Origin of the sequence: Enterobacter cloacae (genome assembly GCF_013375935.1) — a bacterium.
Classification (GTDB): domain Bacteria; phylum Pseudomonadota; class Gammaproteobacteria; order Enterobacterales; family Enterobacteriaceae; genus Enterobacter; species Enterobacter pasteurii.
This window is the reverse complement of record NZ_CP056117.1, coordinates 2,090,995-2,115,996: the sequence shown is the minus strand read 5'-3', so window position 1 is coordinate 2,115,996 and position 25,002 is coordinate 2,090,995. Positions and strand designations below refer to the sequence as shown.

The following is a 25,002-nucleotide window of genomic DNA, read 5'->3' as shown; positions in this document are numbered from 1 at the left end:
TCAGGCCACGTTCGCCGCGGATTTTCCGTCGATCAGCTGTTTCAGGTTGATCGGCAAATCATGCTCAACGGCGTGATAGAGGCCGTTGTAAACCGGCGCGATCTTCTCCAGATAGTGCTCCAGCACCTGCTGGCGATCGCGGTTGCTGACGTGACCGTCCACCATGCCGTCCGCCATCAGCTGCGCCCGGGCGATGCAGTGCCTGTCGCCCTCTTTCGTCTCAACGTAGTACTCAATCGTGTGGCTGTTGAAGATGTCCGCCAGGGTGACGTAAATCGTAAAGTGGCCGAATAACACGAAGCGCATGTCTCCCTGTGCCGCGCAGCTCATGGCGTGGTGCAGATGGGCCTTCGACAGCGTGATCCCCTGGACCAGTGAATTGCAGTACAGGTGCCACTGCTCCTGAAGCTGCTGATGACGTTGCGCGATGTAATCCGCTTTTTCGCTAATTTCCCAAATAGTCATAAAAGGTATCCGGTTAATGGAGATAGCGGCTGTATAGCAGATTCCGTGCCAGTTTTTATTTGATTGATTTATATAAGTTTTATTTACAAAGATGCTGTCACTGCCGCCGTGTCGACGTGTCATTTCGACAGCGTTGACATCGTCACGCCGTAACGGAAATCAAGCTGGCACCGTTATTGCATTGAACGGGCAATTCATTAAGGAGGCGTCATGCACGAAATCACCCTCTGCCAGCGGGCACTCGAACTTATCGAACAGCAGGCGGTACTGAACCACGCGAAGCGCGTGACCGGCGTCTGGCTGAAGGTCGGCGCGTTTTCCTGCGTCGAGACCAGCGCCCTGACCTTCTGTTTTGAACTGGTGTGCCGCGGCACGCTGGCAGAAGGCTGCGAGCTGCATATCGACGAGCAGCAGGCGGAGTGCTGGTGCGAGAAGTGCCAACAGTACGTCACGCTGCTGTCTTCAAAGGTGCAGCGCTGCCCGCAGTGCCAGAGCGCCGGGCTACGCATCGTGGCGGATGACGGGATGCAGATCCAACGCCTCGAAATCGAGAAGGAGTAATGTATGTGTAGTACCTGCGGTTGCGCCGAAGGCAACCTGTATATAGAAGGGGATGAACATCGTCCTCACTCCGCGTTTCGCTCCGCCCCCTTTTCCCCTGCCCCGCGCCCTGCGGCGCCCCTGACCGGTATTACCTTTGCGCCGCAGCGTTCCGCCGCGGGCGACCTGCACTACGGCCACGGCGAAGCGGGCACTCACGCACCGGGCATGAGCCAGCGCCAGATGCTGGAGGTAGAGATCGACGTGCTGGACAAAAATAACCGGCTCGCCGCCCGCAACCGCGCGCGCTTTGCCGCGCGCAAACAGCTGGTGCTGAACCTGGTCTCCAGCCCCGGCTCCGGTAAAACGACCCTGCTGACCGAAACCCTCAGGCGCCTGAACGAACGCGTCTCCTGCGCGGTGATTGAAGGCGATCAGCAAACCGTTAACGACGCGGCGCGCATCCGCGAAACCGGCACCCCGGCGATTCAGGTTAACACCGGCAAAGGCTGCCATCTGGACGCGCAGATGATTGCCGACGCCGCTCCGCGCCTGCCGCTGGCTGAGAACGGCATCCTGTTTATTGAAAACGTCGGTAACCTGGTGTGCCCGGCAAGCTTCGATCTCGGCGAACGGCATAAAGTGGCGGTACTCTCCGTTACCGAAGGGGAGGACAAGCCGCTGAAGTACCCGCACATGTTCGCCGCCGCCTCCGTCATGCTGCTGAACAAGGTCGACCTGCTGCCGTACCTGAATTTCGACGTGGATACCTGTCTGGCCTACGCGCGGGAGGTAAATCCGGACATTCATATCCTGCTGGTCTCCGCCACGCGCGGCGACGGGATGGACGCCTGGCTGGACTGGCTGGAGAGTGAACGATGTGCATAGGCGTACCCGGACAAATCCATTCCATTGACGGGAATCAGGCCAAAGTGGAGGTCTGCGGCATTCTGCGCGACGTGGATCTGACGCTGGTGGGCAGCCACGATGAAGCGGGGGCCTCGCGCCTCGGCCAGCGGGTGCTGGTGCACGTGGGGTTTGCCATGAGCGTGATTAATGAAGCAGAAGCCCGCGACACGCTGGACGCCCTGCAGAATATGTTCGACGTCGAGCCGGACGTGGGCGCCCTGCTGTACGGCGAGGAGCGCTAGCATATGCGTTACGTTGATGAATACCGCTCGCCGGAGCAGGTGCTACAGCTTATCGAGCGCCTGAAAGCGCGCGCGGCGCTGCTGGACTACACCCAGGAGAGGCCGCTGCGGATCATGGAGGTGTGCGGCGGACATACGCACGCCATCTTTAAATTTGGCCTCGACCAGCTGCTGCCGGAGAATATCGAGTTTATCCACGGCCCCGGCTGCCCGGTGTGCGTTCTGCCGATGGGCCGCATCGACAGCTGTATCGACATCGCCAGCCGGCCCGGCGTGATTTTTTGCACCTTTGGCGACGCCATGCGGGTACCGGGGAAAAATGGCTCGCTGCTCCAGGCGAAGGCGCGCGGCGCGGACGTGCGGATCGTCTACTCGCCGATGGACGCCCTGACGCTTGCCATGAATAACCCCGACCGCAAGGTCGTCTTCTTCGGGCTGGGTTTTGAAACCACCATGCCCGCAACCGCCATCACCCTTCAGCAGGCGAAGGCCCGCCACGTCACTAACTTTTTCTTTTTCTGTCAGCACATCACCCTCATCCCCACGCTGCGCAGCCTGCTGGAGGCGCCGGATAACGGCATTGACGCGTTTCTGGCCCCGGGCCACGTCAGCATGGTGATTGGCACAGAAGCCTACGGTTTTATCGCCGAACGGTACAATCGTCCGTTAGTGGTGGCTGGTTTCGAACCGCTTGATCTACTGCAAGGCGTGACCATGCTGGTTGAGCAGAAAATAGCAGCCCTGAGCGCGGTAGAAAATCAGTATCGCCGCGTGGTGCCCGATGCGGGAAATATACGGGCGCAGCGGGCAATAGCCGACGCGTTTAGCGTTGAGGGCGACAGCGAGTGGCGCGGGCTGGGGCTGATTGCCAACTCCGGCGTGCGCCTGACGCCCGCGTATCACGCCTTTGATGCCGAAATGCACTTCCGCCCGCGGCCGCAGCAGGTGTGTGACGATCCCCGCGCCCGCTGCGGCGACGTGCTCACCGGCAGGTGCAAACCTCATCACTGCCCGTTATTCGGCAACGCCTGTAACCCGCAAACCGCGTTTGGCGCGCTGATGGTCTCCTCCGAAGGGGCATGCGCCGCGTGGTATCAATATCGCAACCAGGAGTGTGAAGCATGAACACGGTGGAAATGGCGCACGGAAGCGGTGGACAGGCGATGCAGCAGCTGATTAACCGGCTGTTCATGGAAGCCTTTAATAACCCCTGGCTCGCCGAGCAGGAGGATCAGGCGCGCATCGCGCTCTCAACGCTCACCGCCCAGGGCGACCGGCTGGCGTTCTCCACCGACAGCTACGTGATTGACCCGCTGTTCTTCCCGGGCGGCGATATCGGCAAGCTCGCCGTCTGCGGCACGGCCAACGACGTGGCCGTCAGCGGGGCGATCCCCCGCTACCTCTCCTGCGGGTTTATCCTCGAAGAAGGTCTGGCGATGGAGACGCTCGCGGCGGTGGTGAACAGCATGGCGCACACCGCCCGCGAGGCGGGTATCGCCATCGTCACCGGGGATACCAAGGTAGTGCAACGCGGCGCGGCTGATAAGCTGTTCATCAACACCGCCGGAATGGGGGCGATTCCCGCCGACGTTCACTGGGGCGCGCAGCGGCTCAGCGCGGGCGACGTGCTGCTGGTGACCGGCACGCTGGGCTGTCACGGCGCGACGATCCTTAACCTGCGCGAAGGCCTGGGGCTGGACGGCGAGCTGTGCAGCGACTGCGCGGTACTCACGCCGCTGATCCAGACGCTGCGGACCGTTCCCGGCGTGAAAGCGCTGCGCGATGCCACCCGCGGCGGCGTGAATGCCGTGGTGCATGAGTTTGCCGCCAGCAGTGGCTGTGGTATCGAGCTTAACGAGCGCAGCCTGCCCGTCAGGCCTGCCGTTCGCGGCCTGTGCGAACTGCTGGGGCTCGACCCGCTGAACTTTGCCAACGAGGGCAAGCTGCTGATCGGCGTGGAGCGCCAGGCTGCCGAAGCCGTGCTGGAGAAGCTGCGTGCGCATCCTTCAGGGAAAGAGGCCGCCATCATAGGTGAAGTGGTTGAGCGCAAAGGGGTGCGCCTGACCGGGCTTTACGGCGTGAAGCGCACGCTGGATCTGCCGCACGCTGAACCGTTACCCCGAATTTGCTAGACCGCATCAATAGCGGTCAGCGCCGAACGTCTCTTTTTGCCAGTTTCTATTGGAAAGCAACAATGCCGTATACACCGATGAGCGATCTTGGACAGCAGGGCCTGTTTGACATCACGCGCACTCTTTTACAACAGCCCGATCTCGGCGCGCTGAGCGATGCCCTGACGCGGCTGGTCAGGCAATCCGCGCTGGCGGACAGCGCCGCCATTGTGCTCTGGCATAGCGCAACCCAGCGCGCGAGCTATTTCTCAACGCGTGATAACGGCAAGGTCTTCGAGTATGAAGATGAAACGTTCCTGGCGCACGGCCCGGTGCGCCGTATCCTCTCCCGCCCGGAAGCCCTGCACTGCAACTTTGACCAGTTCCGCCAGGCCTGGCCTAAGCTTGCAGAGAGCAACCTTTACCACCCGTTCGGCCACTACAGCATGCTGCCGCTGGCGGTGGAGGGGCATATTTTTGGCGGCTGCGAGTTTATCCGCAATACCGACCAGCCCTGGAGCGAGGCGGAGTACGAGCGCCTGCATACCTTTACCCAGATTGTGGCCGTCGTCGCCGAGCAGATCCAAAGCCGCGTCACCAATAACGTGGATTACGACCTGCTGAGCCGCGAGCGCGATAACTTCCGCATTCTGGTGGCGATCACCAATGCCGTTCTGTCGCGGCTCGATATGGATGAGCTGGTCAGCGAGGTCGCCAAAGAGATCCACCACTACTTCAAGATCGACGCCATCAGCATTGCGCTGCGCGGGAACCGTAAAGGCAAGCTCAACATCTATTCCACCCACTACCTCGATGAGGCTAATCCGGCGCACGAGCAGAGCGAGGTGGACGAAGCGGGCACTCTTTCTGAGCGGGTATTTAAAAGCAAAGAGATCCTGCTGCTGAATCTCAGCGAGCAGGATCCGCTGGCGCCGTACGAGCGCATGCTGTTCAACACCTGGGGCAATAAGATCCAGACCCTGTGCCTGCTGCCGCTGATGTCCGGCAACACCATGCTCGGCGTGCTCAAACTGGCGCAGTGCGACGAGGCGGTATTTACCACCGCCAACCTCAAGCTGCTGCGCCAGATTGCCGAGCGTATCTCCATCGCCCTGGATAATGCCCTCGCCTATCAGGAGATCCACCGCCTGAAGGAGCGGCTGGTGGACGAGAACCTGGCGCTGACCGAGCAGCTCAACAACGTGGACAGCGAGTTTGGCGAAATCATCGGGCGCAGCGATGCCATGTACAGCGTGCTCAAGCAGGTGGAGATGGTGGCGCAAAGCGACAGCACGGTGCTGATCCTCGGTGAAACCGGCACCGGGAAAGAGCTGATTGCCCGGGCGATCCACAACCTGAGCAACCGCAACAGCCGCCGGATGGTGAAGATGAACTGCGCGGCGATGCCTGCTGGCTTACTGGAAAGCGACCTGTTCGGCCACGAGCGCGGTGCCTTTACCGGCGCCAGCAGCCAGCGGCTGGGCCGTTTTGAGCTGGCGGATAAAAGCTCTTTGTTCCTCGACGAAGTGGGCGATATGCCGCTGGAGCTCCAGCCCAAGCTGCTGCGCGTGCTGCAGGAGCAGGAGTTTGAGCGTCTGGGCAGCAACAAGCTGATCCAGACCGACGTGCGCCTGATTGCCGCCACCAACCGCGATCTGAAAAAAATGGTCGCAGACCGTGAGTTCAGAAGCGATCTCTACTATCGCCTGAACGTGTTCCCGATCTGCCTGCCGCCGCTGCGCGAGCGCCCGGAAGATATTCCGCTGCTGGTGAAAGCCTTTACCGCGAAGATTGCCCGCCGGATGGGGCGGAATATCGACAGTATCCCTGCCGAAACGCTACGCACCCTCTCGGCAATGGAGTGGCCGGGCAACGTGCGCGAGCTGGAAAACGTCATCGAGCGCGCGGTGCTGCTGACGCGCGGGAACGTGCTTCAGCTGTCCCTGCCGGAGGTTTCTCTTGCGGAAACGACCGTGGCCGCAACCGAGGTTGCGAAGGAGGGAGAGGATGAATATCAGCTTATTTTGCGCGTGCTCAGGGAGACCAACGGCGTGGTGGCCGGGCCGAAAGGCGCGGCGCAACGGCTCGGGCTGAAGCGCACCACCCTGCTCTCGCGCATGAAGCGGCTGGGAATTGATAAAGAGAGCCTCACTTAACCCCTGTCCCGGCGGTGCCTTCCGGCATCGCCTTTTATCACCCTGCGTAATTGTCCCACATTGACACAATATATTTTCCTCTGTATAAAATTCCGCCTTAATAATGCGTTTCATTTGCATCAAACAATTCTTGTGAAGGGTAGCGTTTAATGAAAAAGGTTCTCTGCGCGTTAGGCCTGGCGGTTGCGTCGGTCAGCTCGGCTCTGGCAACGACGTATCCACTGACCATTGAAAACTGCGGCTATAAAGAGACGTTTACCCGCGCGCCCGAGCGCGTCGTGGCCCTGGGGCAGAACACCGTTGAGATTTTGCTGCTGCTGGGTCTGGAAGATAAGGTGAAAGCCAGCGCCTTCTGGCCGACCAAAGTGCTGCCGCAGCTGGCCGGGCAGAACGCCAAAATCAAAACGCTCACCGTTGAAATTCCTACGCTGGAATCCATCCTTGCGCAAAACCCTGACTTTGTACCTGCACAACTACCGCTGCTGCTCGGGCCAGAAAGTAAGGTCGCAAAGCGTGAAGATCTGGCAACCGTTGGGGTAAACAGCTACTTGTCCCCGGGCATGTGCGCCACTAAAAAAGCCGCAGGCGACATGTACGGCAGCCGCCAGAAGCTGTGGGACATGACCTACCTTTATAAAGAGATTGAAGATTTTGCTAAGATTTTCAACGTGGAAGCGCGCGGCCAGGCCGTGATCGCCGACTTTAAAAAGCGTGAGGCGGACCTGCGCCACGAATTTGGCAAAAACAAAAAAGACCTCTCCTTTGTTTTCTGGTTCTCAAGCTCCTCGCCTTCGGCTGACGCCTATGTAGGCGGTAAAAACAGCGCCTCCGGGTTTATTGCTAACGTGCTGGGCGGCCACAACGCCATTACCTCCGAGACCGAATGGCCGACCGTGGGCTGGGAAAGCATTATTGCCGCTAACCCGGACGTGATTGTGGTTTCAAGCCTCGATCGTAACCGCTGGGCGCTGGACAACGCCGAAGAAAAAATTAAATTCCTGAAAAGCGATCCTGCCGTCAGCCAGCTGGACGCGGTGAAGAAGGGCCACATTGTGGTGATGGACGGCCAGGCCATGAACCCGACGATCCGCACGCTTTACGGTGCCGAGCAGGTCGGTGAACAGCTCAGAAAACTGGGACTGAACTGATGTCCTCAGTCGTACTCCAGATGCGGCAGGGCGTGCTCCTGACCACATCATGCCTGCTCGCCGTGGCGCTGCTGTTTCTTGTCATCGCCCTTGGCGTCAGCGTCGGTGAGCTCGCTATCCCGCTGAATAACGTGTTTTACGCCATCGGCAATAAGCTGGGGCTGACCGACGTTCCCCTCAACCGCATCTATGAGAGCGTCATCTGGGACTTTCGCCTCAGCCGCGCGCTGGTGGCCGCGTGCTGCGGGGCCGGCTTAGCCATTTGCGGCGCCGTGCTGCAAAGCCTGCTGAAGAACGCGCTGGCGGAGCCTTACGTGCTCGGCGTGTCGGCGGGGGCCTCAACCGGAGCGGTGTCGGTCGTGGTACTGGGTCTTGGCACCGGGGCGGTATCGCTCTCTGCGGGCGCGTTTGCCGGCGCGTTTGCGGCCTTTGCCTTCGTCGCCTTCCTGACGAACGGCGCGCGCGGCGGCAATGAGCGCACCATACTGGCGGGCGTGGCCGCTTCCCAGCTGTTTAACGCCATTACCGCCTATACCATCAGCACCTCTGCCAGCGCGCAGCAGGCGCGCGACGTCATGTTCTGGCTGCTGGGCAGCTTTAGCGGCGTCCGCTGGCCGGAATTCCAGCTGGCGCTGGTGGTCGTGCTGGCGGGTCTTGCCGTCTGCCTTTACTATTCCCGCGCGCTGGACGCCTTTACCTTTGGTGATGATGCCGCCGCCTCGTTGGGCATTGCGGTGCCCTGGGTGCGCCTGGCCTTATTTACCACCACCGCCCTCATCACCGCGACCATCGTCAGCATGGCGGGCTCGATTGGTTTTGTGGGGCTGGTCGTGCCGCACGTCATGCGTTTTCTCTTCGGGCCGCTGCACCGCACGCTGCTGATTGCCAGCGCGCTGGCGGGGGCGATCCTGATGGTGCTGGCCGACATTGCCTCGCGGATGCTGATTGCACCGCAAAGCCTGCCGGTTGGGGTCGTCACCGCGCTGGTTGGCGTACCGTTCTTCGCCGTTATTATCTACCGCTCAAGGAATAAGTAATGAGCATCTGCGCCGACAACATCACCTGGAAGGTAGGTAAAAAGATCGTTGTGAATAATGTTTCGCTGACGGTTTCCCGGGGCGAAACGGTGGGTCTGCTTGGTCCTAACGGCTGCGGCAAATCCTCTCTGCTGCGCATTCTGGCGGGCCTGCGTCGCCCGGATGCCGGACGCGTCACGCTGGACGGACAGGACATTGCCCGTATTGCCAAAAAGCAGCTGGCGCGCCGCGTGGCGTTTGTTGAACAGCACGGGATGACCGATGCCAACATGCGCGTGCGTGACGTGGTCAGGCTGGGGCGTATTCCCCACCATTCGCCCTTCTCAAACTGGAGCGCGCAGGACGACGAAACCGTCACTGCCGCCCTGCAACGCGTGGATATGCTGGACCGCAGCGAACAGGGCTGGCTGAGCTTATCCGGCGGCGAGCGTCAGCGGGTGCATATCGCCCGCGCGCTGGCGCAAGCGCCAACCGAAATTCTGCTGGATGAACCGACTAACCACCTGGACATTCATCATCAGATACAGCTTATGCATCTCATCAGCGAGCTGCCGGTGACCAGCATCGTGGCCATTCACGATCTCAACCACGCGTCTATGTTTTGCGATTCGCTGATCGTGATGCAGAAAGGGCAAATCGTGGCGACAGGCACCCCGCAGGAGATCTTATCCGAGGAGCTGCTCTGGGACGTCTTCAGAGTCAAAACCAAAATCGAGATCTCCCCTTTCCACGGGAAAAAACACATACATTTCATCGTGTAGGGTGAATTAAAATGATGCCCCTTCGCACTGCCACCACGCTCTGGCCGCCCGTTCTGCTGGGCAGCCAGTTCGTGTTTAACATTGGCTTTTACGCGGTCGTCCCCTTCCTGGCGATCTTCTTGCGTGACGATATGCTGCTCTCCGGCGGGCTGATTGGGCTGGTGCTTGGGCTGCGCACCTTTTCCCAGCAGGGGATGTTTATTGTTGGCGGCGCGCTTTCAGACCGGTTTGGCGCGAAGAGCGTGATCCTCAGCGGCTGCATCGTCCGCGTGGTGGGTTATTTACTGCTGGCCTTTGGGCAATCCCTGTGGCCCATCATTCTGGGGGCCTGTCTGACGGGCGTTGGCGGCGCGCTGTTCTCACCGTCGATAGAGGCCCTGCTGGCAAAAGCGGGAACGCAAAGTGAGGCAAAGGGTAAACGCAGCCGCGCGGAGTGGTTTGCGCTGTTTGCGGTATGCGGGGAACTCGGCGCCGTGCTTGGCCCGGTGATGGGTGCGCTGCTGACGGGGCTGGGTTTCCGCCAGGTTGCGCTCGCGGGGGCGGGAATATTTATCGTTGCGCTCGTGGTGCTCTTTTTCTGCCTGCCCGCGGCGCACCGCAGCACGAAGCCGCTGAAAATTCTGCCCTGGTGGACGACGTTCCGCCAGCCGCGTTTCGTCGCCTTTATCATCGCCTACAGTTCGTGGCTGTTAAGCTATAACCAGCTCTATCTGGCGCTGCCGGTGGAGATCCAGCGCGCCGGCGGGAACGAAAAAGATCTGGGGCCGCTGTTTATGCTGGCCTCGGTGCTGATTATTGTTCTGCAGTTGCCCCTTGCCCGTTTCGCCCGAAACGTCGGCGCGGTCCGGATCTTACCGGTGGGCTTTTTGCTGCTTTCCGCCTCGTTTGCAAGCGTGGCGCTCTTTGCCGCGACGGAGCCACCGGAAGGCTGGCTGCGCCTGCTGCCCTCTGCAAGCCTTGTCACGCTGCTGACGCTCGGACAAATGCTGCTGGTGCCGTCGGCTAAAGATTTGATCCCGCGCTTTGCCGAGGAGTCAACGCTTGGAGCGCACTATGGCGCACTCTCAACCGCCGGCGGCATCGCGGTGCTGGTGGGGAATTTAGGTTTAGGCAGCCTGCTGGACAAGGCGCTGGTGCCCTCGACGGAGGCCATTTACCCGTGGCTGCTGCTGGCGGTGTTTCCACTGTGCAGCGCGGTCGCGCTGAGCGTGATTTGCCGCCCGCTGCGGCGCTGAAGCGCCTATTTTTTGGGTCGATACTTTTCAGGCAGTTCCGGAACCGGACGGCGATCGTCAATAAGGTGGCGAAGAGTCAGAATCGGATGACGCCATAGCATTCGTGGCCCCGCCCAGCGCATCACCTGCTTCATCTCCTCACGTCTGGCGGGCTGATAGCAGTGCACCGGGCACTGTTTGCAGGCGGGTTTTTCCTCACCAAAGACGCATTTATCCAGGCGCTTATCCGCATAGGCATTCAGCGCCTGATAATGGCCCTCATCCTTTACCGCCTGCAGACAGTTTTTTTCATACAGGGCGATCATTTTCGCGATCGTCTCTTTTTCGCGCGCAATGCGTTTCCCCGCCATTTTCATCCCCCCTCAATAACACGCATTCAGAATACCATTTTAAGAATGGGATTTCAGTCGTTGCATTCTGTTTTCTGAAGGCGCCTTCCAGTCTTCGCTCTTTCCTGACGCGTTTTTACTGTTATTTTATACAGGCAGTCTGAACACACGTTGCCAACAGTTACCGGAGGATCTATGCAAGGAATGGCTATCACCAAACCGTATCGCCACTTAAAAGTGGGTTATTTCAGAAAGCGTCATGAAGATCGTAAAACCAAGATCCCAACGCGTTACAGCGTACACGCAGCCCTGAATCTGAAAGGGGACTGGCTCGAAAAAGCAGGCTTTTTAACCCATTCGCAGGTTCGGGTGGAGGTCGGGCCGGGTAAGATAATTATCGAACTCATTAAAGAGTCGGATGATGGACATCCCGGCCATGTCGTTCAGCGAGAGCAGTAAAAAATAGGGCGTTTTCCGACAGAAAACATAAACCCACGGGGCCCCTGCTGCGTAATGGAATAATTCAGGTTTTTCTTTGGATACAGAAAGAAGTCAGGGAGAATTTCATTCATAATCTCATTTGGCGCGGTTTGCTGACCATTAATGTCATGTATATTTACCGATGTAAAATGGAATGAGTCTTTATTTTCTGTCCATACATAGGAGACATCTCTGCGGATAACGCCAGCAAGCTTGTCATTTTTATAATAGGCTCCGCTTAGCGCAATGACGCCAGTCTGCTTCTTCATCGTGTACATGAAGTCCATCGTCAGGTTAGCACGAACATCCTCATGATAGACGACGATTGACGCTGAACAGGCCTCCGTATTTTCACTGTTTTGCTGGTGTAGACGGTATAGCCATGCGGCCAGTGCGCCAGCGAGGAAGAATACCAGAAACAACAGAACGGTTGCCTTTTTGGTCATCAGAGATGTCCTCTAAAATAGAGCGAAATACATCCGGCATTTGCTTTTATTTCAAAGGGTTTTCTGCAAGCAAGAACGGAAAGCGCCGGAGCATGGCTGGATGAGGAAAAATAGACCCACGGATATTTTTTACAATCAAGCCCCGTGTCTAAAATGATTTTTATAAATCGCCTGAAGTTGCCGACGCCACGAATATCATCGTTTTGCGATGAAAAATGACAGCCGTTCTGTGTAAGAGTAATTGGATAATCCCTGAAAAAATCTTTTTCCGGGTTATCATGTAAAAGGTATTGAAACGCAAAGAAACCGGCGCAAAACGCGATTACCATTAAAGCTGTCGGGAAAATATACTGGCGTAATTGACGCTGTTTTTTCTTTCCACCCGGCATAACGGAAATATTTTCGACAGGTTTATCCTTTGTTTCAACCGGAGAGGTTTCCACTATCGTCGCTGCCGCTTTTTTTCCGTCATCAACACAGTCCGTGTCAACGCGGGTTACCCTGACATTTTTCTCTATCTGGAATCCTTTTCTCGGCACCGTCGCCACCAGCGTATCGTCCGTCTCTCCTGTGGTCCGGAGCCCGCGTCGAATTATAGAGATATTCTGATAAAGCGTATTTGCCGGAACCAGCATGCCGTCCTCGCCCCAGACTTTATCAAAGAAGTATTTCTGCGTAACGACTTCTGGAAATGATTCTAAAAGAAGGTTAAGACAACGGCTGGCAGGGGTTGTCAGAATTACATTTAAGTCAGGACGGGTCAACGAAATCAGCAAATTTCTCTCTGGACAAAATTTAATTTTATCGTTAATTATCCAGAACATATGCCGCTCGCTTACGATAAACAGAATTGTTAACTGCCGGGGTGAAGTGTAATTATACTCTGCAGTCAACCCTTGTCAAAGCAGGGGGTTATCACTTTTTCCTTCCGCATTTACCTGTTCCCGACAGAACATTAATGACGCGGATAAGGACCTGATTTACAGTAAATCGCAATATTTAATAGTCGGGTCTCTTTTTAAAGTATATTCACCCGCGGGATGAACGTAATAACGAGAAACGGACGCTAAATGCGATGTATGCGTGGATTAACGCTGTACAGCGCGACAGCACCTTGAGTGCCGGATTAGCTACAAGGATGGAATGAGGTACGCATTTTACAGAATGAGCCCTTCCCTGCTGTTTTCCTGCCATACAGACTTCGTTATCATGGTCGCCATACATCGATGAATGAAACGCAGGATTCATGAGTTCCAATGAGCGGATATGTAACCAGACAACAAAAAATACAACTCATTGAAATTTAAGAACATGGACACCAGGATTTTATGAGCACACTTGAGAATTTCGACGCCCACACGCCAATGATGCAGCAGTACCTGAAGCTGAAAGCGCAGCATCCGGAAATCCTGCTCTTTTACCGCATGGGCGATTTTTACGAGCTGTTTTATGACGATGCGAAACGTGCGTCTCAGCTGCTCGACATTTCCCTGACGAAACGCGGTGCGTCGGCAGGCGAGCCGATACCCATGGCGGGCATTCCGCATCACGCGGTTGAAAACTACCTGGCGAAGCTGGTTAACCAGGGCGAGTCCGTCGCTATCTGCGAACAAATTGGCGACCCGGCGACCTCGAAAGGGCCGGTCGAGCGCAAAGTGGTGCGCATCGTCACGCCGGGTACCATCAGCGATGAAGCCCTGTTGCAGGAGCGCCAGGATAACCTGCTGGCGGCGCTCTGGCAGGATGGTAAAGGCTTTGGCTACGCCACGCTGGACATCAGCTCCGGTCGTTTTCGCCTGAGTGAACCTGCCGACCGTGAGACCATGGCGGCCGAACTTCAGCGCACCAACCCGGCAGAGCTGCTATATGCCGAGGATTTCGCGGAAATGGCTCTGATTGAAGGCCGCCGCGGCCTGCGCCGCCGTCCGCTGTGGGAGTTCGAAATTGATACCGCGCGCCAGCAGCTGAACCTGCAATTCGGCACGCGGGACCTGATTGGCTTTGGCGTAGAAAACGCGCCGCGCGGGCTGTGTGCGGCGGGCTGCCTGTTGCAGTATGTCAAAGATACGCAGCGTACCGCCCTGCCCCATATCCGTTCGATTACCATGGAGCGCCAGCAGGACAGCATCATCATGGATGCCGCCACGCGCCGTAACCTTGAGATCACGCAAAACCTCGCTGGCGGCGTGGAAAACACGCTGGCGTCGGTTCTCGACAGCACGGTTACCCCGATGGGCAGCCGTATGCTCAAGCGCTGGCTGCATATGCCGGTTCGCAATACCGAAACGCTTATCAGCCGTCAGCAAACCATCGCCGCTTTACAGGATCGTTATACCGAGCTGCAGCCGGTGCTGCGCCAGGTGGGCGATCTTGAGCGTATCCTGGCGCGCCTGGCGCTGCGCACCGCGCGCCCGCGCGATCTGGCCCGTATGCGCCACGCTTTCCAGCAGCTGCCGGAACTGCGCGCTCAGCTGGGCGAGGTCGACAGCGCGCCGGTGCAGAAGCTGCGCGAGACGATGGGCGAGTTTACCGAGCTTCGCGAACTGCTTGAACGCGCTATCATAGACGCGCCTCCGGTTCTGGTACGCGATGGCGGCGTCATCGCTCCGGGCTACAACGAAGAGCTGGACGAATGGCGCGCGCTGGCCGATGGCGCAACGGACTATCTGGATAAGCTGGAAATCCGCGAACGTGAGCGTCTGGGGCTCGACACCCTGAAGGTGGGCTATAACGCGGTGCACGGCTACTATATTCAAATCAGCCGCGGGCAGAGCCACCTGGCGCCTATTCACTACGTTCGTCGCCAGACGCTGAAAAATGCCGAGCGCTACATTATCCCCGAACTGAAAGAGTACGAGGACAAAGTGCTTACCTCGAAAGGGAAAGCGCTGGCGCTGGAAAAACAGCTGTATGACGAGCTGTTCGACATGCTGATGCCGCACCTGGCGGACCTGCAGCTTAGTGCCGCCGCGCTGGCGGAGCTGGATGTTCTGGTGAACCTGGCCGAACGCGCCGAGACGCTGAATTACGCCTGTCCGACCTTTACCGACAAACCCGGGATTCGCATTACCGAAGGCCGACACCCGGTGGTTGAACAGGTACTGGATGAACCGTTCATTGCCAATCCGCTTAACCTTTCACCGCAGCGAAGAATGCTGATCATTACCGGCCCTAACATGGGCGGTAAAAGTACCTATATGCGCCAGACGGCGCTTATCGCCCTGCTCGCCTATATCGGCAGCTACGTTCCGGCACAGAAGGTGGAGATTAGGCCAATCGATCGTATCTTCACCCGCGTGGGGGCGGCGGACGATCTGGCAAGCGGTCGCTCAACCTTTATGGTGGAGATGACCGAAACCGCCAACATCCTGCATAACGCGACAGAGAACAGCCTGGTGCTGATGGACGAAGTGGGACGCGGTACCTCCACCTATGACGGCCTGTCTCTGGCCTGGGCCTGTGCGGAAAGTCTGGCGAATAAGATCAAAGCGTTGACCCTCTTCGCCACCCACTACTTCGAACTGACGCAGCTTCCGGAGAAAATGGAAGGCGTGGCTAACGTCCACCTTGATGCGCTGGAGCACGGCGATACGATTGCCTTTATGCACACGGTGCAGGACGGTGCGGCAAGCAAGAGTTATGGTCTGGCCGTTGCCGCGCTGGCGGGCGTGCCGAAAGAGGTTATTAAACGCGCGCGTCAGAAGCTGCGCGAGCTGGAAAGCTTGTCACCGAATGCGGCGGCAACGCAGATCGATGGCACGCAGATGTCGCTGCTGGCGCAGCCAGAAGAGACCTCTCCGGCCGTTGAAGCGCTGGAGAACCTCGATCCGGATTCACTCACCCCGCGCCAGGCGCTGGAGTGGATTTATCGGCTGAAGAGCCTGGTTTAAGGCTCCGCTGACGCCATTACCCATCCCTCTTCCACGGAAGAGGGTGTAAGCACGAAAACGGCAACGTAAGTTGCCGTTTTGCTTATAGCAACGGTGGAACCGTTGGCACCTGCGGCGCCTCGTCAATATCCTTCTGCGTCATGCGGAACGCTTCGGGATAGTGCTCCCGGCTGGTGCGGCGCAGCGGCTCGGTATCGCGCCAGGTATAAAGACAGTGCTGGCACTGGTATACCGTCCAGACACCCTTCACCGGTGATGTTGCCATCACTTCAATATGCTCATCGGCACAACGTGGACAAATCATCTTTTCCTCCTTATTGACGTGCCGCCAGCATCGCGGTCAGCTTCTCGGCCCAGGCTTTGGTTTCAGGGAGATCCTGTACCGGCTGGCTGTAGTGGCCACGGTTGTCCGGGGCAACGGGCGTGGTGGCATCAACGATCAGTTTGTCAGTGATCCCCGCCGGGCTGGATCCGGGGTCAAGCTCCAGCACCGACATGTTCGGCAACTGCACCAGATCCCCTGCCGGGTTCACCTTCGATGACAGCGCCCACATCACCTGCGGCAGGTTGAACGGATCGACATCTTCATCCACCATGATCACCATTTTCACGTAGCCCAGGCCGTGTGGGGTGGTCATGGCGCGTAACCCGACGGCGCGGGCAAACCCGCCGTAACGCTTTTTAGTGGAGATGATCGCCAGCAGCCCGTGGGTGTACATGGCGTTCACCGCCTGCACTTCCGGGAATTCCGCCTTCAGCTGCTGGTAGAGCGGCACGCAGGTGGCCGGCCCCATCAGATAGTCAATCTCGGTCCACGGCATCCCCAGGTAGAGAGATTCGAAAATGGGTTTGGTGCGATAGGAGACTTTATCAATGCGCACGACCGTCATGTTGCGTCCACCAGAATAGTGCCCGGTAAACTCGCCGAACGGCCCTTCAATTTCACGTTTTCTGCTCTCAATCACTCCTTCCAGGATCACTTCCGACCCCCACGGCACGTCGAACCCGGTGAGCGGCGCGGTGGCAATCGGATACGGGCTTTGGCGTAACGCGCCGGCCATTTCGTACTCGGACTGATCGTATTTCAGCGGCGTGGCGCCCATCAGGGTGATGATCGGATCGTTACCCAGGGTAATGGCAATGGGCAGATCTTCGCCCCGTTCTTCCGCCTTGTGCAGATGCAGCGCGATATCGTGCATCGGCACCGGCTGCAGGCCGAGCTTGCGCTTGCCCTTCACTTCCATGCGGTAGATCCCGACGTTCTGCTTGCCGAAGTTATCCGGGTCGAGCGGATCGCGCGAGACAACGCACGCTTTATCGAGATAAAAACCGCCGTCGCCGTCGTTCAGACGGAACAGGGGTAAAATATCGAACAGGTTGATATCTTCACCGTCCACCGTATTTTCCGCCCATGCCGGATTCGCGCGCCGCTCAGGCGTAACGGGGAATTTATCCCAGCGCTGGATAAATTCATCAATCTGCTTTTTCACCGGCGTGTTTGGGGGCAGCCCCAGAGAGATGGCGTGGTTTTGCCAGGAGCCGATGGTATTCATCACTACCCGGGCATCGGTGAACCCGCGGATATTGTCAAACCACAGCGCGGGAGCCCCGTCGCCAATGCGTCCGGTCGCGTTGGCGGCTGCCGCCAGATCCGGCTCGGCGTTCACCTGTTCCTCAATTTTCAGCAGTTGCCCTTGCGCGTCGAGGGCCTGCAGAAAGCTTCTCAAATCATCAAATGCCATCGTGATTCTCCTGTGAAAAATGTTTTGCCTCCCGCAGACCGTTCCAGCGGCGCGCCTTTTTGTGTTCCAGACCAAACTGGTCCAGAACGCGGGTCACGATGTGCTGGGTGATGTCATCAGCGGTTTGCGGGTGGTTGTAATAGGCAGGCATGGGCGGCACCATCGCCACGCCCATGCGGGAAAGCGCGAGCATATTCTCCAGATGAATAGTGCTAAGCGGCGTTTCGCGGGGAACCAGCACCAGCCTGCGTCCCTCTTTCAGCACAACGTCTGCCGCACGGCCTACCAGCCCTTCGGCATAGCCCGCGCGGATCCCCGCCAGCGTTTTCATGCTGCACGGGATAACGATCATGCCGTCGGTGCGAAACGAGCCGGAAGAAATGGTGGCAGCCTGATCGGCCGGGCTGTGGACAACGTCTGCCAGGGCAGCAACATCCTGCGCGGTAAACGGCGTTTCCAGCTCAATGGTTGTTTTTGCCCACTTCGACATCACCAGATGGGTTTCGACCTCCGGCATTTCCCGCAGCGCCTGCAGCAACGCCACGCCCAGCGGCGCGCCCGTCGCCCCCGTCATTCCCACTATTAATCGCATTCAGCACCTCAATGAATTTGTTCGTACACGAACATTATCATTAAAGTACTCCCCCAACGTTTTTCTGACAAGATTGTTCGTACACGATCACACTAATTGCTAAAAATCGCCGCGTTATAATCCAGCGCAATAGGGGCTATCATAGAGGGAGAATTTTTCCACCGGAGCGTTCATGGAACTGAGACAAGAAGCGTTTCACCTGTTACGTCAGCTTTTTCAACAGCATACCGCGCAGTGGCAGCATGCCTTACCGGAGCTGACCAAGCCGCAGTACGCGGTTATGCGCTCAATTGCCGAGCACCCGGGCATTGAACAGGTGGCGTTAACCGAAGTGGCGGTCAGCACGAAAGCGACGCTGGCGGAAATGCTTAGCCGCATGGAGAAGCGTGGGCTGGTAAAACGCGAGCACGATCCCGCGGACAAACGCCGCCGGTTTGTCTTTCTGACCCCTGAAGGCGAGGCGCTGCTTGAACGCTCCCAACCGGTAAGTTACGGCGTGGATGAAGCGTTCCTGGGACGGCTGACGGCTGATGAACGCAAGCAGTTTGCGGCCCTGATCGGCAAAATGATGACGAAGGAGAAACCGTGACCCACTTTGAGAAAGAGATTATCGACGCGCACGTCGCAATAGAAAGCTGGTTAAGCCGCAGCGAAGGGGATTATGACGCCCTGCTTGCCCGTTTCCGGCAGGATTTTTTAATGGTTACCCCAGGCGGCGCTCACCTGGACTACGCGGGGCTGACGGCTTTCTTTACGAGCCAGGGCGGTAGCCGCCCCGGCCTGAAGATCGTGATTGACGAGCTTACCACGCGACAAACCTGGGACAACGGCGCGGTACTTCATTACCGTGAAACGCAGACCCGCCCGGATCAGCCGGTAAACGTGCGCTGGTCAACCGCCGTGCTTAATCAGGAAGGCGCGGTGATAACCTGGCGTCTGCTGCATGAAACGGCGCAGCCGTAGCGCATAAGAAAAAGGCCCGTCTCACGACGGGCCTTTTTTGACGAAAGGTTGCTTATTCGCGGAACAGCGCTTCGATATTCAGACCTTGCCCCTGCAAAATTTCACGCAGGCGACGCAGACCTTCTACCTGAATCTGACGAACACGTTCACGGGTCAGGCCAATTTCGCGGCCGACGTCTTCCAGTGTCGCAGCTTCATACCCCAGTAAACCGAAACGACGTGCCAGCACTTCACGCTGTTTGGCGTTCAGTTCGAACAGCCATTTGACGATGCTCTGTTTCATGTCATCGTCCTGCGTGGTGTCTTCCGGGCCGTTGTCTTTTTCATCGGCCAGGATGTCCAGCAGCGCTTTTTCGGAGTCGCCACCCAGCGGGGTGTCAACGGAGGTAATGCGCTCGTTGAGACGCAGCATGCGGCTTACGTCATCAACCGGTTTGTCGAGTTGCTCTGCAATCTCTTCCGCGCTTGGCTCGTGGTCCAGCTTATGGGACAACTCGCGCGCGGTACGCAGATAAACATTCAACTCTTTGATGATGTGAATCGGCAGTCGAATCGTACGGGTCTGGTTCATAATTGCCCGTTCGATGGTCTGACGAATCCACCAGGTCGCGTAGGTTGAGAAACGGAACCCGCGTTCCGGGTCAAACTTCTCAACTGCGCGGATGAGACCTAAGTTGCCCTCTTCAATCAGATCCAGCAGAGCCAGACCACGATTGCCGTAACGGCGGGCAATTTTCACGACCAGTCGCAGGTTACTTTCGATCATGCGACGACGCGAGGCAACATCACCACGCAAAGCACGACGTGCGAAATAGACTTCTTCTTCGGCCGTTAGCAGTGGGGAGTAACCAATCTCCCCAAGGTAAAGCTGAGTCGCGTCCAGCACACGCTGTGTGGCACCCTGCGATAACAGCTCTTCTTCAGCTAAATCGTTATCACTGGGTTCCTCTTCTACTAAGGCTTTTTCGTCAAAAGCCTCTGCTCCGTTCTCATCAAATTCCGCGTCTTCATTTAAATCATGAACTTTCAGCGTATTCTGACTCATAAGGTGGCTCCTACCCGTGATCCCTGAACGAGACACCCTGGCTGGCATGCCCCGTCAATTTATCGCTGCGGTAAATACTGCAGCGGGTTTACGGATTTCCCCTTGTAACGAATTTCAAAATGCAAGCGTGTAGAACTGGTTCCGGTGCTACCCATGGTAGCGATTTTTTGCCCCGCCTTAACTTCTTGTTGTTCCCGGACCAGCATCGTGTCGTTATGGGCGTAGGCACTCAGGTAATCATCATTATGTTTGATGATAATAAGATTACCGTAACCGCGCAGTGCGTTACCGGCATAGACAACGCGTCCGTCAGCGGTCGCGATGATTGCCTGTCCTTTACTGCCTGCGATATCGATCCCTTTGTTCCCACCCTCAGAGGTAGCGAAGTTCTCGATAATCTTGCCGTCAGTTGGCCAGCGCCAGGTGTTGATTGACGAGCTGGCATTCTGACTGCTTGCAGTCGGTACAGTAGAGCTAACCACAGGTGCCGTAGTCGGTGCTGTGACAACAGTCGCAGTACCTTTATTATTCGGCAACATTTTGTTAGCAGTCTGATCACCTGAATCCTCAGAATACGTAATTACAGGTTGTGAAGCAACTGCCGTGGTGGTTTTTTGTGCAGGAGTAACGCTGTTATTTTGCGCGGTCACGTCAGCGGCCGAAACGGTGTTCCCTGGCGTGAGCGGTGTACCCGTTGCGTTGCCAACCTGAAGCGTTTGCCCGACTTCCAGAGCATACGGGGCCTGGACGTTGTTTCGCTGTGCCAGATCGCGGAAATCGTTCCCGGTGATCCAGGCGATATAGAACAGCGTATCGCCGCGCTTCACGGTATAGGTGCTGCCGCCGGTATAGCTACCTTTCGGAATGTTCCCATACTTGCGGTTATACACTATGCGGCCATTTTCGGTCTGAACAGGCTGTTCCACTGGCTGAATCTGTGTAGGCTGCGTGACCGGACGCTGAACTGGCTGGATCTGTGGTGTTTGCTGCGCCGCCGACGTCCCCATTTTAGGCGGAGGCGTGATCAACATTCCGCTGGACGTGTTACCCGAGCCGCTGGTTCCATTGACGGAACTGACGGGCGCAGGCGCGTTATTAGAACTTGTGCAGCCTGCCAGCCAGAGCGAAACCAGTGATAATGCCGCAACACGGCTGATGGTGAATTTTGGGCTTCCCGCGCTCATTTATCCCCCAGGAATGTGTTAACTACCAGTGACTTAAAAATAACCGTGATGGCACGAACCTATCGCGCCACACCATACGCTGAATTTGCCTTAATAACCCTGGAAAAATCCGAGTCTCAGGCCAGTTCGCCCTTAACCAGGGGCACAAAGCGCACGGCTTCTACGGTATCGATAATAAACTCGCCGCCGCGTCGACGAACGCGCTTTAAAAGCTGCTGCTCATCCCCCACGGGCAAAACAAGGATCCCCCCTTCATCCAGCTGCGACAGAAGCGCCACGGGAATTTCAGGTGGGGCAGCCGTTACGATGATGGCATCAAACGGGGCGCGAGCCTGCCAACCTTGCCATCCATCACCGTGACGTGTCGATACATTATGTAAATCAAGCTGTTTCAGGCGACGACGCGCCTGCCACTGCAGGCCTTTAATCCGCTCAACGGAACAGACATGGTGCACAAGATGGGCCAGGATCGCGGTTTGATAGCCTGAACCGGTGCCAATTTCCAGCACGCGGGATTCCGGCGTTAGCTCCAGAAGCTCCGTCATGCGCGCCACCATGTAGGGCTGCGAAATCGTCTGGCCTTGCCCGATGGGCAGCGCCACGTTTTCCCACGCTTTGTGTTCAAACGCCTCATCTACAAACTTCTCACGGGGAACCTGAGCGAGCGCGTTCAGCACCTGCTCATTCGCGATCCCCTGAGCGCGTAGTTGTTCCAGAAGAGTTTGTACACGTTTACTTACCATTGCGCGTTCACTCCGACCCGATCTAACCAGTCCGACACCACATCATGCGCGCTATAGGCGGTTAAATCCACGTGCAGTGGCGTAACGGAAACGTAGCCTTCGTCCACCGCGGCGAAGTCAGTGTCTGGCCCCGCATCGCATTTATCTCCCGGAGGGCCGATCCAGTACAGGGTGTTGCCCCGCGGATCCTGCTGCGGAATGACCTGATCGGCGGGATGGCGGCTGCCGCAGCGCGTGACGCGGATCCCCTTAATTTCATTCAGGGGGAGATCCGGCACGTTGATATTGAGGATGCGTCCGGTACGCAGCGGCTCGCGGCCAAGCGCGCGGAGAATTGAGCAGGTCACCGCGGCGGCGGTGTCATAGTGCGTGTGGCCGTTTAGCGAGACCGCCAGCGCCGGGAACCCCAGGTGACGGCCTTCCATCGCCGCGGCCACGGTACCGGAGTAAATCACATCATCGCCAAGATTTGGCCCGGCATTGATGCCGGAGACCACAACATCCGGTCGCGGGCGCATCAGCGCATTCACGCCCAGAAATACGCAGTCGGTCGGCGTCCCCATCTGCACGGCAATATCGCCATTCTCAAAGGTAAAGGTGCGAAGTGAAGACTCCAGCGTCAATGAGTTAGACGCGCCGCTGCGGTTACGATCGGGAGCCACGACCTGCACGTCCGCAAAGTCGCGGAGGTGTTTCGCCAGCGTCTGAATACCTGGCGCGTGGATCCCGTCATCGTTACTCAGCAATATTCGCATAATCACCCGACGTGTTGATAAGTTCCCTGACAACACTGGTGGCAAAGCTACCTGCCGGCAGCCAGAAGCGTAACTCGACGGTTACGTCATCCCACCAGTTCCAGCTCAGCTGTTGCGGGTAGAGCAGCATCGCACGGCGTGCCGCCTCAACCTTTTCCCGCACCAGCAAGGATTGTAATTCCGGCGCATCCGCCACCGCTGACTGCTCGGCGGCAAGCGCCTCGCCCTGGGTTCCCCAGTCGCCGGAGCCCGGCAGGGCTGCGGTAATCATCAGCGCTTTAGCGTCCACGCGCGACTGGACATCGGCCATCTCTTCGGCCGTTGCCACAAACCAGCTTCCGCGTCCCGCTAATTGTAGCGCATCGCCGACAACAACTTGATTCGCGTCCGGTTTTTTCAGCCGTTCGCTCACCATCTGATTAAACAACGCGCTGCGGGCCGCCGACAACCAAAAACTGCGTTTATTCCTGTCGCGCACCGGCGCATCGCTTTGCGCCCAGCGCAGCGCGCCCTGCAAATTGCTGCCAGCGATGCCGAAGCGCTGCGCGCCAAAGTAGTTCGGCACGCCGCGTTCACCGATAGCCTTCAGGCGTTTTTCAACGTCTTCGCGGTCGGTTACTTCGCGCAGCACCAGGGTAAACGCGTTGCCTTTCAGGGCGCCCAGGCGCAGCTTGCGCTTGTGGCGGGCGTACTCCAGCACCTTACAGCCCTCAAGCTCAAACTGGCTTAAATCGGGCATCCCGTTGCCGGGCACGCGGGCGCAGAGCCACTGTTCGGTGACGGCGTGCTTATCTTTCTGCCCGGCGAAGCTCACCTCGCGAGCATGGATTTTGAGGAATTTTGCCAGCGCATCGGCCACGAATCGGGTGTTGCAGCCGTTTTTCAGGATCCGCACCAGGATGTGCTCGCCTTCGCCGTCTGGCTCAAATCCAAGGTCTTCCACCACCACGAAATCTTCCGGGCTGGCCTTCAGCAGGCCATTGCCCTGCGGCTTACCGTGCAGGTACGTCAGATTGTCGAAATCCGTCATTTGGCCGCCTTTACCAGCAGCGCCACGGCTTCACAGGCGATGCCTTCACCGCGGCCGGTAAAGCCCAGCTTCTCCGTGGTGGTCGCTTTAACGTTAACGGCGTCCATATGGCAGCCCAGATCTTCGGCGATAAACACGCGCATCTGCGGAATATGCGGCAGCATTTTCGGCGCCTGGGCGATAATCGTCACGTCAACGTTGCCGAGGGTGTAGCCTTTGGCCTGAATACGGCGCCAGGCTTCGCGCAGCAGTTCGCGGCTGTCCGCGCCCTTAAAAGCGGGATCGGTGTCCGGGAACAGCTTGCCGATGTCGCCCAGCGCGGCGGCGCCCAGCAGCGCGTCGGTGAGCGCATGCAGCGCTACGTCGCCATCAGAATGCGCCAGCAGACCTTTTTCGTAAGGAATGCGCACGCCGCCAATGATAATTGGGCCTTCGCCTCCAAAGGCGTGTACATCAAAACCGTGTCCAATACGCATTATGCCTTCTCCTGATGGGTCGTACGGGTAAGATAAAATTCCGCGAGCCGTAAATCTTCCGGGCGCGTCACTTTTATATTATCAGCGCGCCCTTCAACCAGTTCGGGGTGAAAACCGCAATACTCCAGCGCCGAGGCTTCGTCCGTAATGGTCGCACCTTCTTTAAGCGCACGCGTTAAGCAGTCGTGGAGTAATTCGCGGGGGAAAAATTGTGGCGTCAGCGCGTGCCATAAATCGACGCGCTCGACGGTATGCGCGATCGCCGGCTTGCCCGGTTCGCCACGCTTCATGGTGTCACGCACCGGGGCCGCCAGAATGCCGCCCACTTTGCTGGTTTCGCTCAGCGCCAGCAGACGCGACAGATCGTCATGATGCAGACAGGGGCGCGCGGCATCGTGAACCAGCACCCACTGCGCGTTTCCGGCAGCCTGAATGCCCGCCAGGACGGAGTCGGCCCGCTCGGTACCGCCGTCAACAACCGTAATCTGAGGATGGTTTGCCAGCGGAAGCTGCGCAAAACGCACGTCGCCGGGGCTGATGGCAATAACAACGTGCTTCACCCGAGAATGCGCCAGCAGCGTCGCCACGGCGTGCTCGAGGATCGTTTTATCACCGATTGAGAGATACTGCTTTGGACATTCTGTCTGCATGCGCCGGCCAAAACCTGCGGCCGGCACCACGGCACAGACGTCCGAAAAAGTTGCTGCCATGTCGTAATCCTGG

29 protein-coding genes are annotated in these 25,002 nt (G+C 57.9%); 15 read left to right on the top strand and 14 right to left on the bottom strand.

The window, feature by feature from the left end:
- Positions 1-465, bottom strand: a complete 465-nt coding sequence (gene hycA / locus HWQ14_RS10020; protein WP_148421286.1) for a formate hydrogenlyase regulator HycA — start codon at positions 463-465, stop codon at positions 1-3.
- Positions 466-675: 210 nt separating this feature from the next.
- Here hycA and hypA point away from each other — a divergent pair, with 210 nt between their 5' ends.
- From hypA to HWQ14_RS09970, 10 genes are all read left to right on the top strand, one after another.
- Entirely contained in the window at positions 676-1,026 is a 351-nt protein-coding gene (gene hypA / locus HWQ14_RS10015) for a hydrogenase maturation nickel metallochaperone HypA (RefSeq protein WP_148421284.1), read from the top strand.
- A 3-nt stretch (positions 1,027-1,029) separates the two neighbouring features.
- Positions 1,030-1,893: a hydrogenase nickel incorporation protein HypB gene (gene hypB, locus HWQ14_RS10010; RefSeq protein WP_176609627.1), complete on the top strand. Its 864-nt coding sequence runs from the start codon at positions 1,030-1,032 to the stop codon at positions 1,891-1,893.
- On the top strand, positions 1,884-2,156 hold the full coding sequence (locus HWQ14_RS10005; protein ID WP_176609626.1) for a HypC/HybG/HupF family hydrogenase formation chaperone: 273 nt from the start codon (positions 1,884-1,886) through the stop codon (positions 2,154-2,156). The genes hypB and HWQ14_RS10005 overlap by 10 nt, the downstream gene beginning before the upstream one ends.
- Positions 2,157-2,159: 3 nt before the next feature.
- Positions 2,160-3,281 (top strand): hydrogenase formation protein HypD, encoded by a 1,122-nt coding sequence (gene hypD, locus HWQ14_RS10000; RefSeq protein WP_176609625.1) that lies wholly within the window; start codon positions 2,160-2,162, stop codon positions 3,279-3,281.
- A complete protein-coding gene (gene hypE / locus HWQ14_RS09995) occupies positions 3,278-4,288 on the top strand; it encodes a hydrogenase expression/formation protein HypE (protein ID WP_148421276.1) in 1,011 nt (336 codons plus the stop codon). The genes hypD and hypE overlap by 4 nt, the downstream gene beginning before the upstream one ends.
- 62 nt (positions 4,289-4,350) lie before the next feature.
- Positions 4,351-6,423, top strand: coding sequence for a formate hydrogenlyase transcriptional activator FlhA (flhA, locus tag HWQ14_RS09990; protein WP_176609624.1), 2,073 nt, complete (start codon positions 4,351-4,353; stop codon positions 6,421-6,423).
- Positions 6,424-6,572: 149 nt separating this feature from the next.
- Positions 6,573-7,571 (top strand): ABC transporter substrate-binding protein, encoded by a 999-nt coding sequence (locus HWQ14_RS09985; protein WP_176609623.1) that lies wholly within the window; start codon positions 6,573-6,575, stop codon positions 7,569-7,571.
- Positions 7,571-8,608, top strand: coding sequence for a FecCD family ABC transporter permease (locus tag HWQ14_RS09980; RefSeq protein WP_176609622.1), 1,038 nt, complete (start codon positions 7,571-7,573; stop codon positions 8,606-8,608). The genes HWQ14_RS09985 and HWQ14_RS09980 overlap by 1 nt, the downstream gene beginning before the upstream one ends.
- On the top strand, positions 8,608-9,369 hold the full coding sequence (locus HWQ14_RS09975) for an ABC transporter ATP-binding protein (RefSeq protein ID WP_176609621.1): 762 nt from the start codon (positions 8,608-8,610) through the stop codon (positions 9,367-9,369). The genes HWQ14_RS09980 and HWQ14_RS09975 overlap by 1 nt, the downstream gene beginning before the upstream one ends.
- A 14-nt stretch (positions 9,370-9,383) precedes the next feature.
- Positions 9,384-10,604, top strand: a complete 1,221-nt coding sequence (locus tag HWQ14_RS09970; RefSeq protein WP_063158999.1) for an MDR family MFS transporter — start codon at positions 9,384-9,386, stop codon at positions 10,602-10,604.
- A 5-nt stretch (positions 10,605-10,609) separates the two neighbouring features.
- On the opposite strand, the gene HWQ14_RS09965 is transcribed toward HWQ14_RS09970, so the two are convergent.
- Positions 10,610-10,954 carry a nitrous oxide-stimulated promoter family protein gene (locus HWQ14_RS09965; RefSeq protein WP_176609620.1) on the bottom strand — a complete coding sequence of 115 codons (345 nt, stop codon included), beginning with the start codon at positions 10,952-10,954 and terminating at the stop codon, positions 10,610-10,612.
- Between the two features lie 174 nt (positions 10,955-11,128).
- On the opposite strand from HWQ14_RS09965, the gene HWQ14_RS09960 reads away from it, so the two are divergent.
- Entirely contained in the window at positions 11,129-11,392 is a 264-nt protein-coding gene (locus tag HWQ14_RS09960; protein WP_176609619.1) for a SymE family type I addiction module toxin, read from the top strand.
- On the opposite strand, the gene HWQ14_RS09955 is transcribed toward HWQ14_RS09960, so the two are convergent.
- Both HWQ14_RS09955 and HWQ14_RS09950 read right to left on the bottom strand, forming a co-directional pair.
- Entirely contained in the window at positions 11,377-11,859 is a 483-nt protein-coding gene (locus HWQ14_RS09955) for a hypothetical protein (protein WP_176609618.1), read from the bottom strand. The genes HWQ14_RS09960 and HWQ14_RS09955 overlap by 16 nt on opposite strands.
- The gene (locus HWQ14_RS09950) at positions 11,859-12,683 is read right to left on the bottom strand and encodes a winged helix-turn-helix domain-containing protein (protein WP_176609617.1); all 825 of its coding nucleotides are present in this window, start codon (positions 12,681-12,683) and stop codon (positions 11,859-11,861) included. Before HWQ14_RS09950 ends, HWQ14_RS09955 begins: the two co-directional genes overlap by 1 nt.
- Positions 12,684-13,187: 504 nt before the next feature.
- On the opposite strand from HWQ14_RS09950, the gene mutS reads away from it, so the two are divergent.
- Positions 13,188-15,749 (top strand): DNA mismatch repair protein MutS, encoded by a 2,562-nt coding sequence (gene mutS, locus HWQ14_RS09945; protein WP_176609616.1) that lies wholly within the window; start codon positions 13,188-13,190, stop codon positions 15,747-15,749.
- An 82-nt stretch (positions 15,750-15,831) separates the two neighbouring features.
- Here mutS and HWQ14_RS09940 read toward each other — a convergent pair whose 3' ends face one another.
- From HWQ14_RS09940 to HWQ14_RS09930, 3 genes are read right to left on the bottom strand one after another with little or no spacing between them, the layout of a single operon-like run.
- Positions 15,832-16,053, bottom strand: coding sequence for a non-oxidative hydroxyarylic acid decarboxylases subunit D (locus HWQ14_RS09940; protein ID WP_148421244.1), 222 nt, complete (start codon positions 16,051-16,053; stop codon positions 15,832-15,834).
- Positions 16,054-16,063: 10 nt separating this feature from the next.
- Positions 16,064-17,491, bottom strand: a complete 1,428-nt coding sequence (locus HWQ14_RS09935; protein WP_176609615.1) for a non-oxidative hydroxyarylic acid decarboxylases subunit C — start codon at positions 17,489-17,491, stop codon at positions 16,064-16,066.
- A complete protein-coding gene (locus HWQ14_RS09930) occupies positions 17,481-18,083 on the bottom strand; it encodes a non-oxidative hydroxyarylic acid decarboxylases subunit B (RefSeq protein WP_148421240.1) in 603 nt (200 codons plus the stop codon). The genes HWQ14_RS09935 and HWQ14_RS09930 overlap by 11 nt, the downstream gene beginning before the upstream one ends.
- Positions 18,084-18,255: 172 nt before the next feature.
- On the opposite strand from HWQ14_RS09930, the gene HWQ14_RS09925 reads away from it, so the two are divergent.
- Both HWQ14_RS09925 and HWQ14_RS09920 read left to right on the top strand, forming a co-directional pair.
- Complete coding sequence (locus HWQ14_RS09925) at positions 18,256-18,672, top strand: MarR family winged helix-turn-helix transcriptional regulator (protein ID WP_148421238.1); 417 nt, start codon at positions 18,256-18,258, stop codon at positions 18,670-18,672.
- Complete coding sequence (locus tag HWQ14_RS09920) at positions 18,669-19,046, top strand: DUF4440 domain-containing protein (protein WP_176609614.1); 378 nt, start codon at positions 18,669-18,671, stop codon at positions 19,044-19,046. Before HWQ14_RS09925 ends, HWQ14_RS09920 begins: the two co-directional genes overlap by 4 nt.
- A 52-nt stretch (positions 19,047-19,098) precedes the next feature.
- Here the strand turns inward: HWQ14_RS09920 and rpoS are convergent, their stop codons facing one another.
- On the bottom strand, positions 19,099-20,091 hold the full coding sequence (gene rpoS, locus HWQ14_RS09915) for an RNA polymerase sigma factor RpoS (protein ID WP_176609613.1): 993 nt from the start codon (positions 20,089-20,091) through the stop codon (positions 19,099-19,101).
- A gap of 59 nt (positions 20,092-20,150) precedes the next feature.
- Entirely contained in the window at positions 20,151-21,224 is a 1,074-nt protein-coding gene (gene nlpD, locus HWQ14_RS09910) for a murein hydrolase activator NlpD (protein ID WP_227009715.1), read from the bottom strand.
- On the opposite strand from nlpD, the gene HWQ14_RS23240 reads away from it, so the two are divergent.
- Positions 21,157-21,297, top strand: coding sequence for a peptidase (locus HWQ14_RS23240; protein ID WP_245166448.1), 141 nt, complete (start codon positions 21,157-21,159; stop codon positions 21,295-21,297). The two genes, nlpD and HWQ14_RS23240, sit on opposite strands and share 68 nt — an antisense overlap.
- A 94-nt stretch (positions 21,298-21,391) precedes the next feature.
- Here HWQ14_RS23240 and HWQ14_RS09905 read toward each other — a convergent pair whose 3' ends face one another.
- Genes HWQ14_RS09905 through ispD form a run of 5 tightly spaced genes read right to left on the bottom strand, consistent with a single transcriptional unit; the run spans position 21,392 to position 24,989 of the window.
- Positions 21,392-22,018 carry a protein-L-isoaspartate(D-aspartate) O-methyltransferase gene (locus HWQ14_RS09905; RefSeq protein ID WP_148421232.1) on the bottom strand — a complete coding sequence of 209 codons (627 nt, stop codon included), beginning with the start codon at positions 22,016-22,018 and terminating at the stop codon, positions 21,392-21,394.
- Positions 22,012-22,773 carry a 5'/3'-nucleotidase SurE gene (gene surE, locus HWQ14_RS09900; protein ID WP_148421230.1) on the bottom strand — a complete coding sequence of 254 codons (762 nt, stop codon included), beginning with the start codon at positions 22,771-22,773 and terminating at the stop codon, positions 22,012-22,014. The genes HWQ14_RS09905 and surE overlap by 7 nt, the downstream gene beginning before the upstream one ends.
- The gene (truD, locus tag HWQ14_RS09895) at positions 22,754-23,803 is read right to left on the bottom strand and encodes a tRNA pseudouridine(13) synthase TruD (RefSeq protein WP_148421227.1); all 1,050 of its coding nucleotides are present in this window, start codon (positions 23,801-23,803) and stop codon (positions 22,754-22,756) included. The genes surE and truD overlap by 20 nt, the downstream gene beginning before the upstream one ends.
- A complete protein-coding gene (ispF, locus tag HWQ14_RS09890; RefSeq protein ID WP_176609611.1) occupies positions 23,800-24,279 on the bottom strand; it encodes a 2-C-methyl-D-erythritol 2,4-cyclodiphosphate synthase in 480 nt (159 codons plus the stop codon). Before ispF ends, truD begins: the two co-directional genes overlap by 4 nt.
- Positions 24,279-24,989, bottom strand: a complete 711-nt coding sequence (gene ispD / locus HWQ14_RS09885; RefSeq protein WP_176609610.1) for a 2-C-methyl-D-erythritol 4-phosphate cytidylyltransferase — start codon at positions 24,987-24,989, stop codon at positions 24,279-24,281. The genes ispF and ispD overlap by 1 nt, the downstream gene beginning before the upstream one ends.
- Positions 24,990-25,002: the final 13 nt, after the last annotated feature.

What these genes read in the sequence shown, in the direction of transcription:
- hycA (WP_148421286.1), bottom strand. Translation starts at nt 465, where the DNA reads ATGACTATTTGGGAAATTAGCGAAAAAGCGGATTACATCGCGCAACGT.
- hypA (WP_148421284.1), top strand. Translation starts at nt 676, where the DNA reads ATGCACGAAATCACCCTCTGCCAGCGGGCACTCGAACTTATCGAACAG.
- hypB (WP_176609627.1), top strand. Translation starts at nt 1,030, where the DNA reads ATGTGTAGTACCTGCGGTTGCGCCGAAGGCAACCTGTATATAGAAGGG.
- HWQ14_RS10005 (WP_176609626.1), top strand. Translation starts at nt 1,884, where the DNA reads ATGTGCATAGGCGTACCCGGACAAATCCATTCCATTGACGGGAATCAG.
- hypD (WP_176609625.1), top strand. Translation starts at nt 2,160, where the DNA reads ATGCGTTACGTTGATGAATACCGCTCGCCGGAGCAGGTGCTACAGCTT.
- hypE (WP_148421276.1), top strand. Translation starts at nt 3,278, where the DNA reads ATGAACACGGTGGAAATGGCGCACGGAAGCGGTGGACAGGCGATGCAG.
- flhA (WP_176609624.1), top strand. Translation starts at nt 4,351, where the DNA reads ATGCCGTATACACCGATGAGCGATCTTGGACAGCAGGGCCTGTTTGAC.
- HWQ14_RS09985 (WP_176609623.1), top strand. Translation starts at nt 6,573, where the DNA reads ATGAAAAAGGTTCTCTGCGCGTTAGGCCTGGCGGTTGCGTCGGTCAGC.
- HWQ14_RS09980 (WP_176609622.1), top strand. Translation starts at nt 7,571, where the DNA reads ATGTCCTCAGTCGTACTCCAGATGCGGCAGGGCGTGCTCCTGACCACA.
- HWQ14_RS09975 (WP_176609621.1), top strand. Translation starts at nt 8,608, where the DNA reads ATGAGCATCTGCGCCGACAACATCACCTGGAAGGTAGGTAAAAAGATC.
- HWQ14_RS09970 (WP_063158999.1), top strand. Translation starts at nt 9,384, where the DNA reads ATGCCCCTTCGCACTGCCACCACGCTCTGGCCGCCCGTTCTGCTGGGC.
- HWQ14_RS09965 (WP_176609620.1), bottom strand. Translation starts at nt 10,954, where the DNA reads ATGGCGGGGAAACGCATTGCGCGCGAAAAAGAGACGATCGCGAAAATG.
- HWQ14_RS09960 (WP_176609619.1), top strand. Translation starts at nt 11,129, where the DNA reads ATGCAAGGAATGGCTATCACCAAACCGTATCGCCACTTAAAAGTGGGT.
- HWQ14_RS09955 (WP_176609618.1), bottom strand. Translation starts at nt 11,859, where the DNA reads ATGACCAAAAAGGCAACCGTTCTGTTGTTTCTGGTATTCTTCCTCGCT.
- HWQ14_RS09950 (WP_176609617.1), bottom strand. Translation starts at nt 12,683, where the DNA reads ATGTTCTGGATAATTAACGATAAAATTAAATTTTGTCCAGAGAGAAAT.
- mutS (WP_176609616.1), top strand. Translation starts at nt 13,188, where the DNA reads ATGAGCACACTTGAGAATTTCGACGCCCACACGCCAATGATGCAGCAG.
- HWQ14_RS09940 (WP_148421244.1), bottom strand. Translation starts at nt 16,053, where the DNA reads ATGATTTGTCCACGTTGTGCCGATGAGCATATTGAAGTGATGGCAACA.
- HWQ14_RS09935 (WP_176609615.1), bottom strand. Translation starts at nt 17,491, where the DNA reads ATGGCATTTGATGATTTGAGAAGCTTTCTGCAGGCCCTCGACGCGCAA.
- HWQ14_RS09930 (WP_148421240.1), bottom strand. Translation starts at nt 18,083, where the DNA reads ATGCGATTAATAGTGGGAATGACGGGGGCGACGGGCGCGCCGCTGGGC.
- HWQ14_RS09925 (WP_148421238.1), top strand. Translation starts at nt 18,256, where the DNA reads ATGGAACTGAGACAAGAAGCGTTTCACCTGTTACGTCAGCTTTTTCAA.
- rpoS (WP_176609613.1), bottom strand. Translation starts at nt 20,091, where the DNA reads ATGAGTCAGAATACGCTGAAAGTTCATGATTTAAATGAAGACGCGGAA.
- HWQ14_RS09905 (WP_148421232.1), bottom strand. Translation starts at nt 22,018, where the DNA reads ATGGTAAGTAAACGTGTACAAACTCTTCTGGAACAACTACGCGCTCAG.
- surE (WP_148421230.1), bottom strand. Translation starts at nt 22,773, where the DNA reads ATGCGAATATTGCTGAGTAACGATGACGGGATCCACGCGCCAGGTATT.
- truD (WP_148421227.1), bottom strand. Translation starts at nt 23,803, where the DNA reads ATGACGGATTTCGACAATCTGACGTACCTGCACGGTAAGCCGCAGGGC.
- ispF (WP_176609611.1), bottom strand. Translation starts at nt 24,279, where the DNA reads ATGCGTATTGGACACGGTTTTGATGTACACGCCTTTGGAGGCGAAGGC.
- ispD (WP_176609610.1), bottom strand. Translation starts at nt 24,989, where the DNA reads ATGGCAGCAACTTTTTCGGACGTCTGTGCCGTGGTGCCGGCCGCAGGT.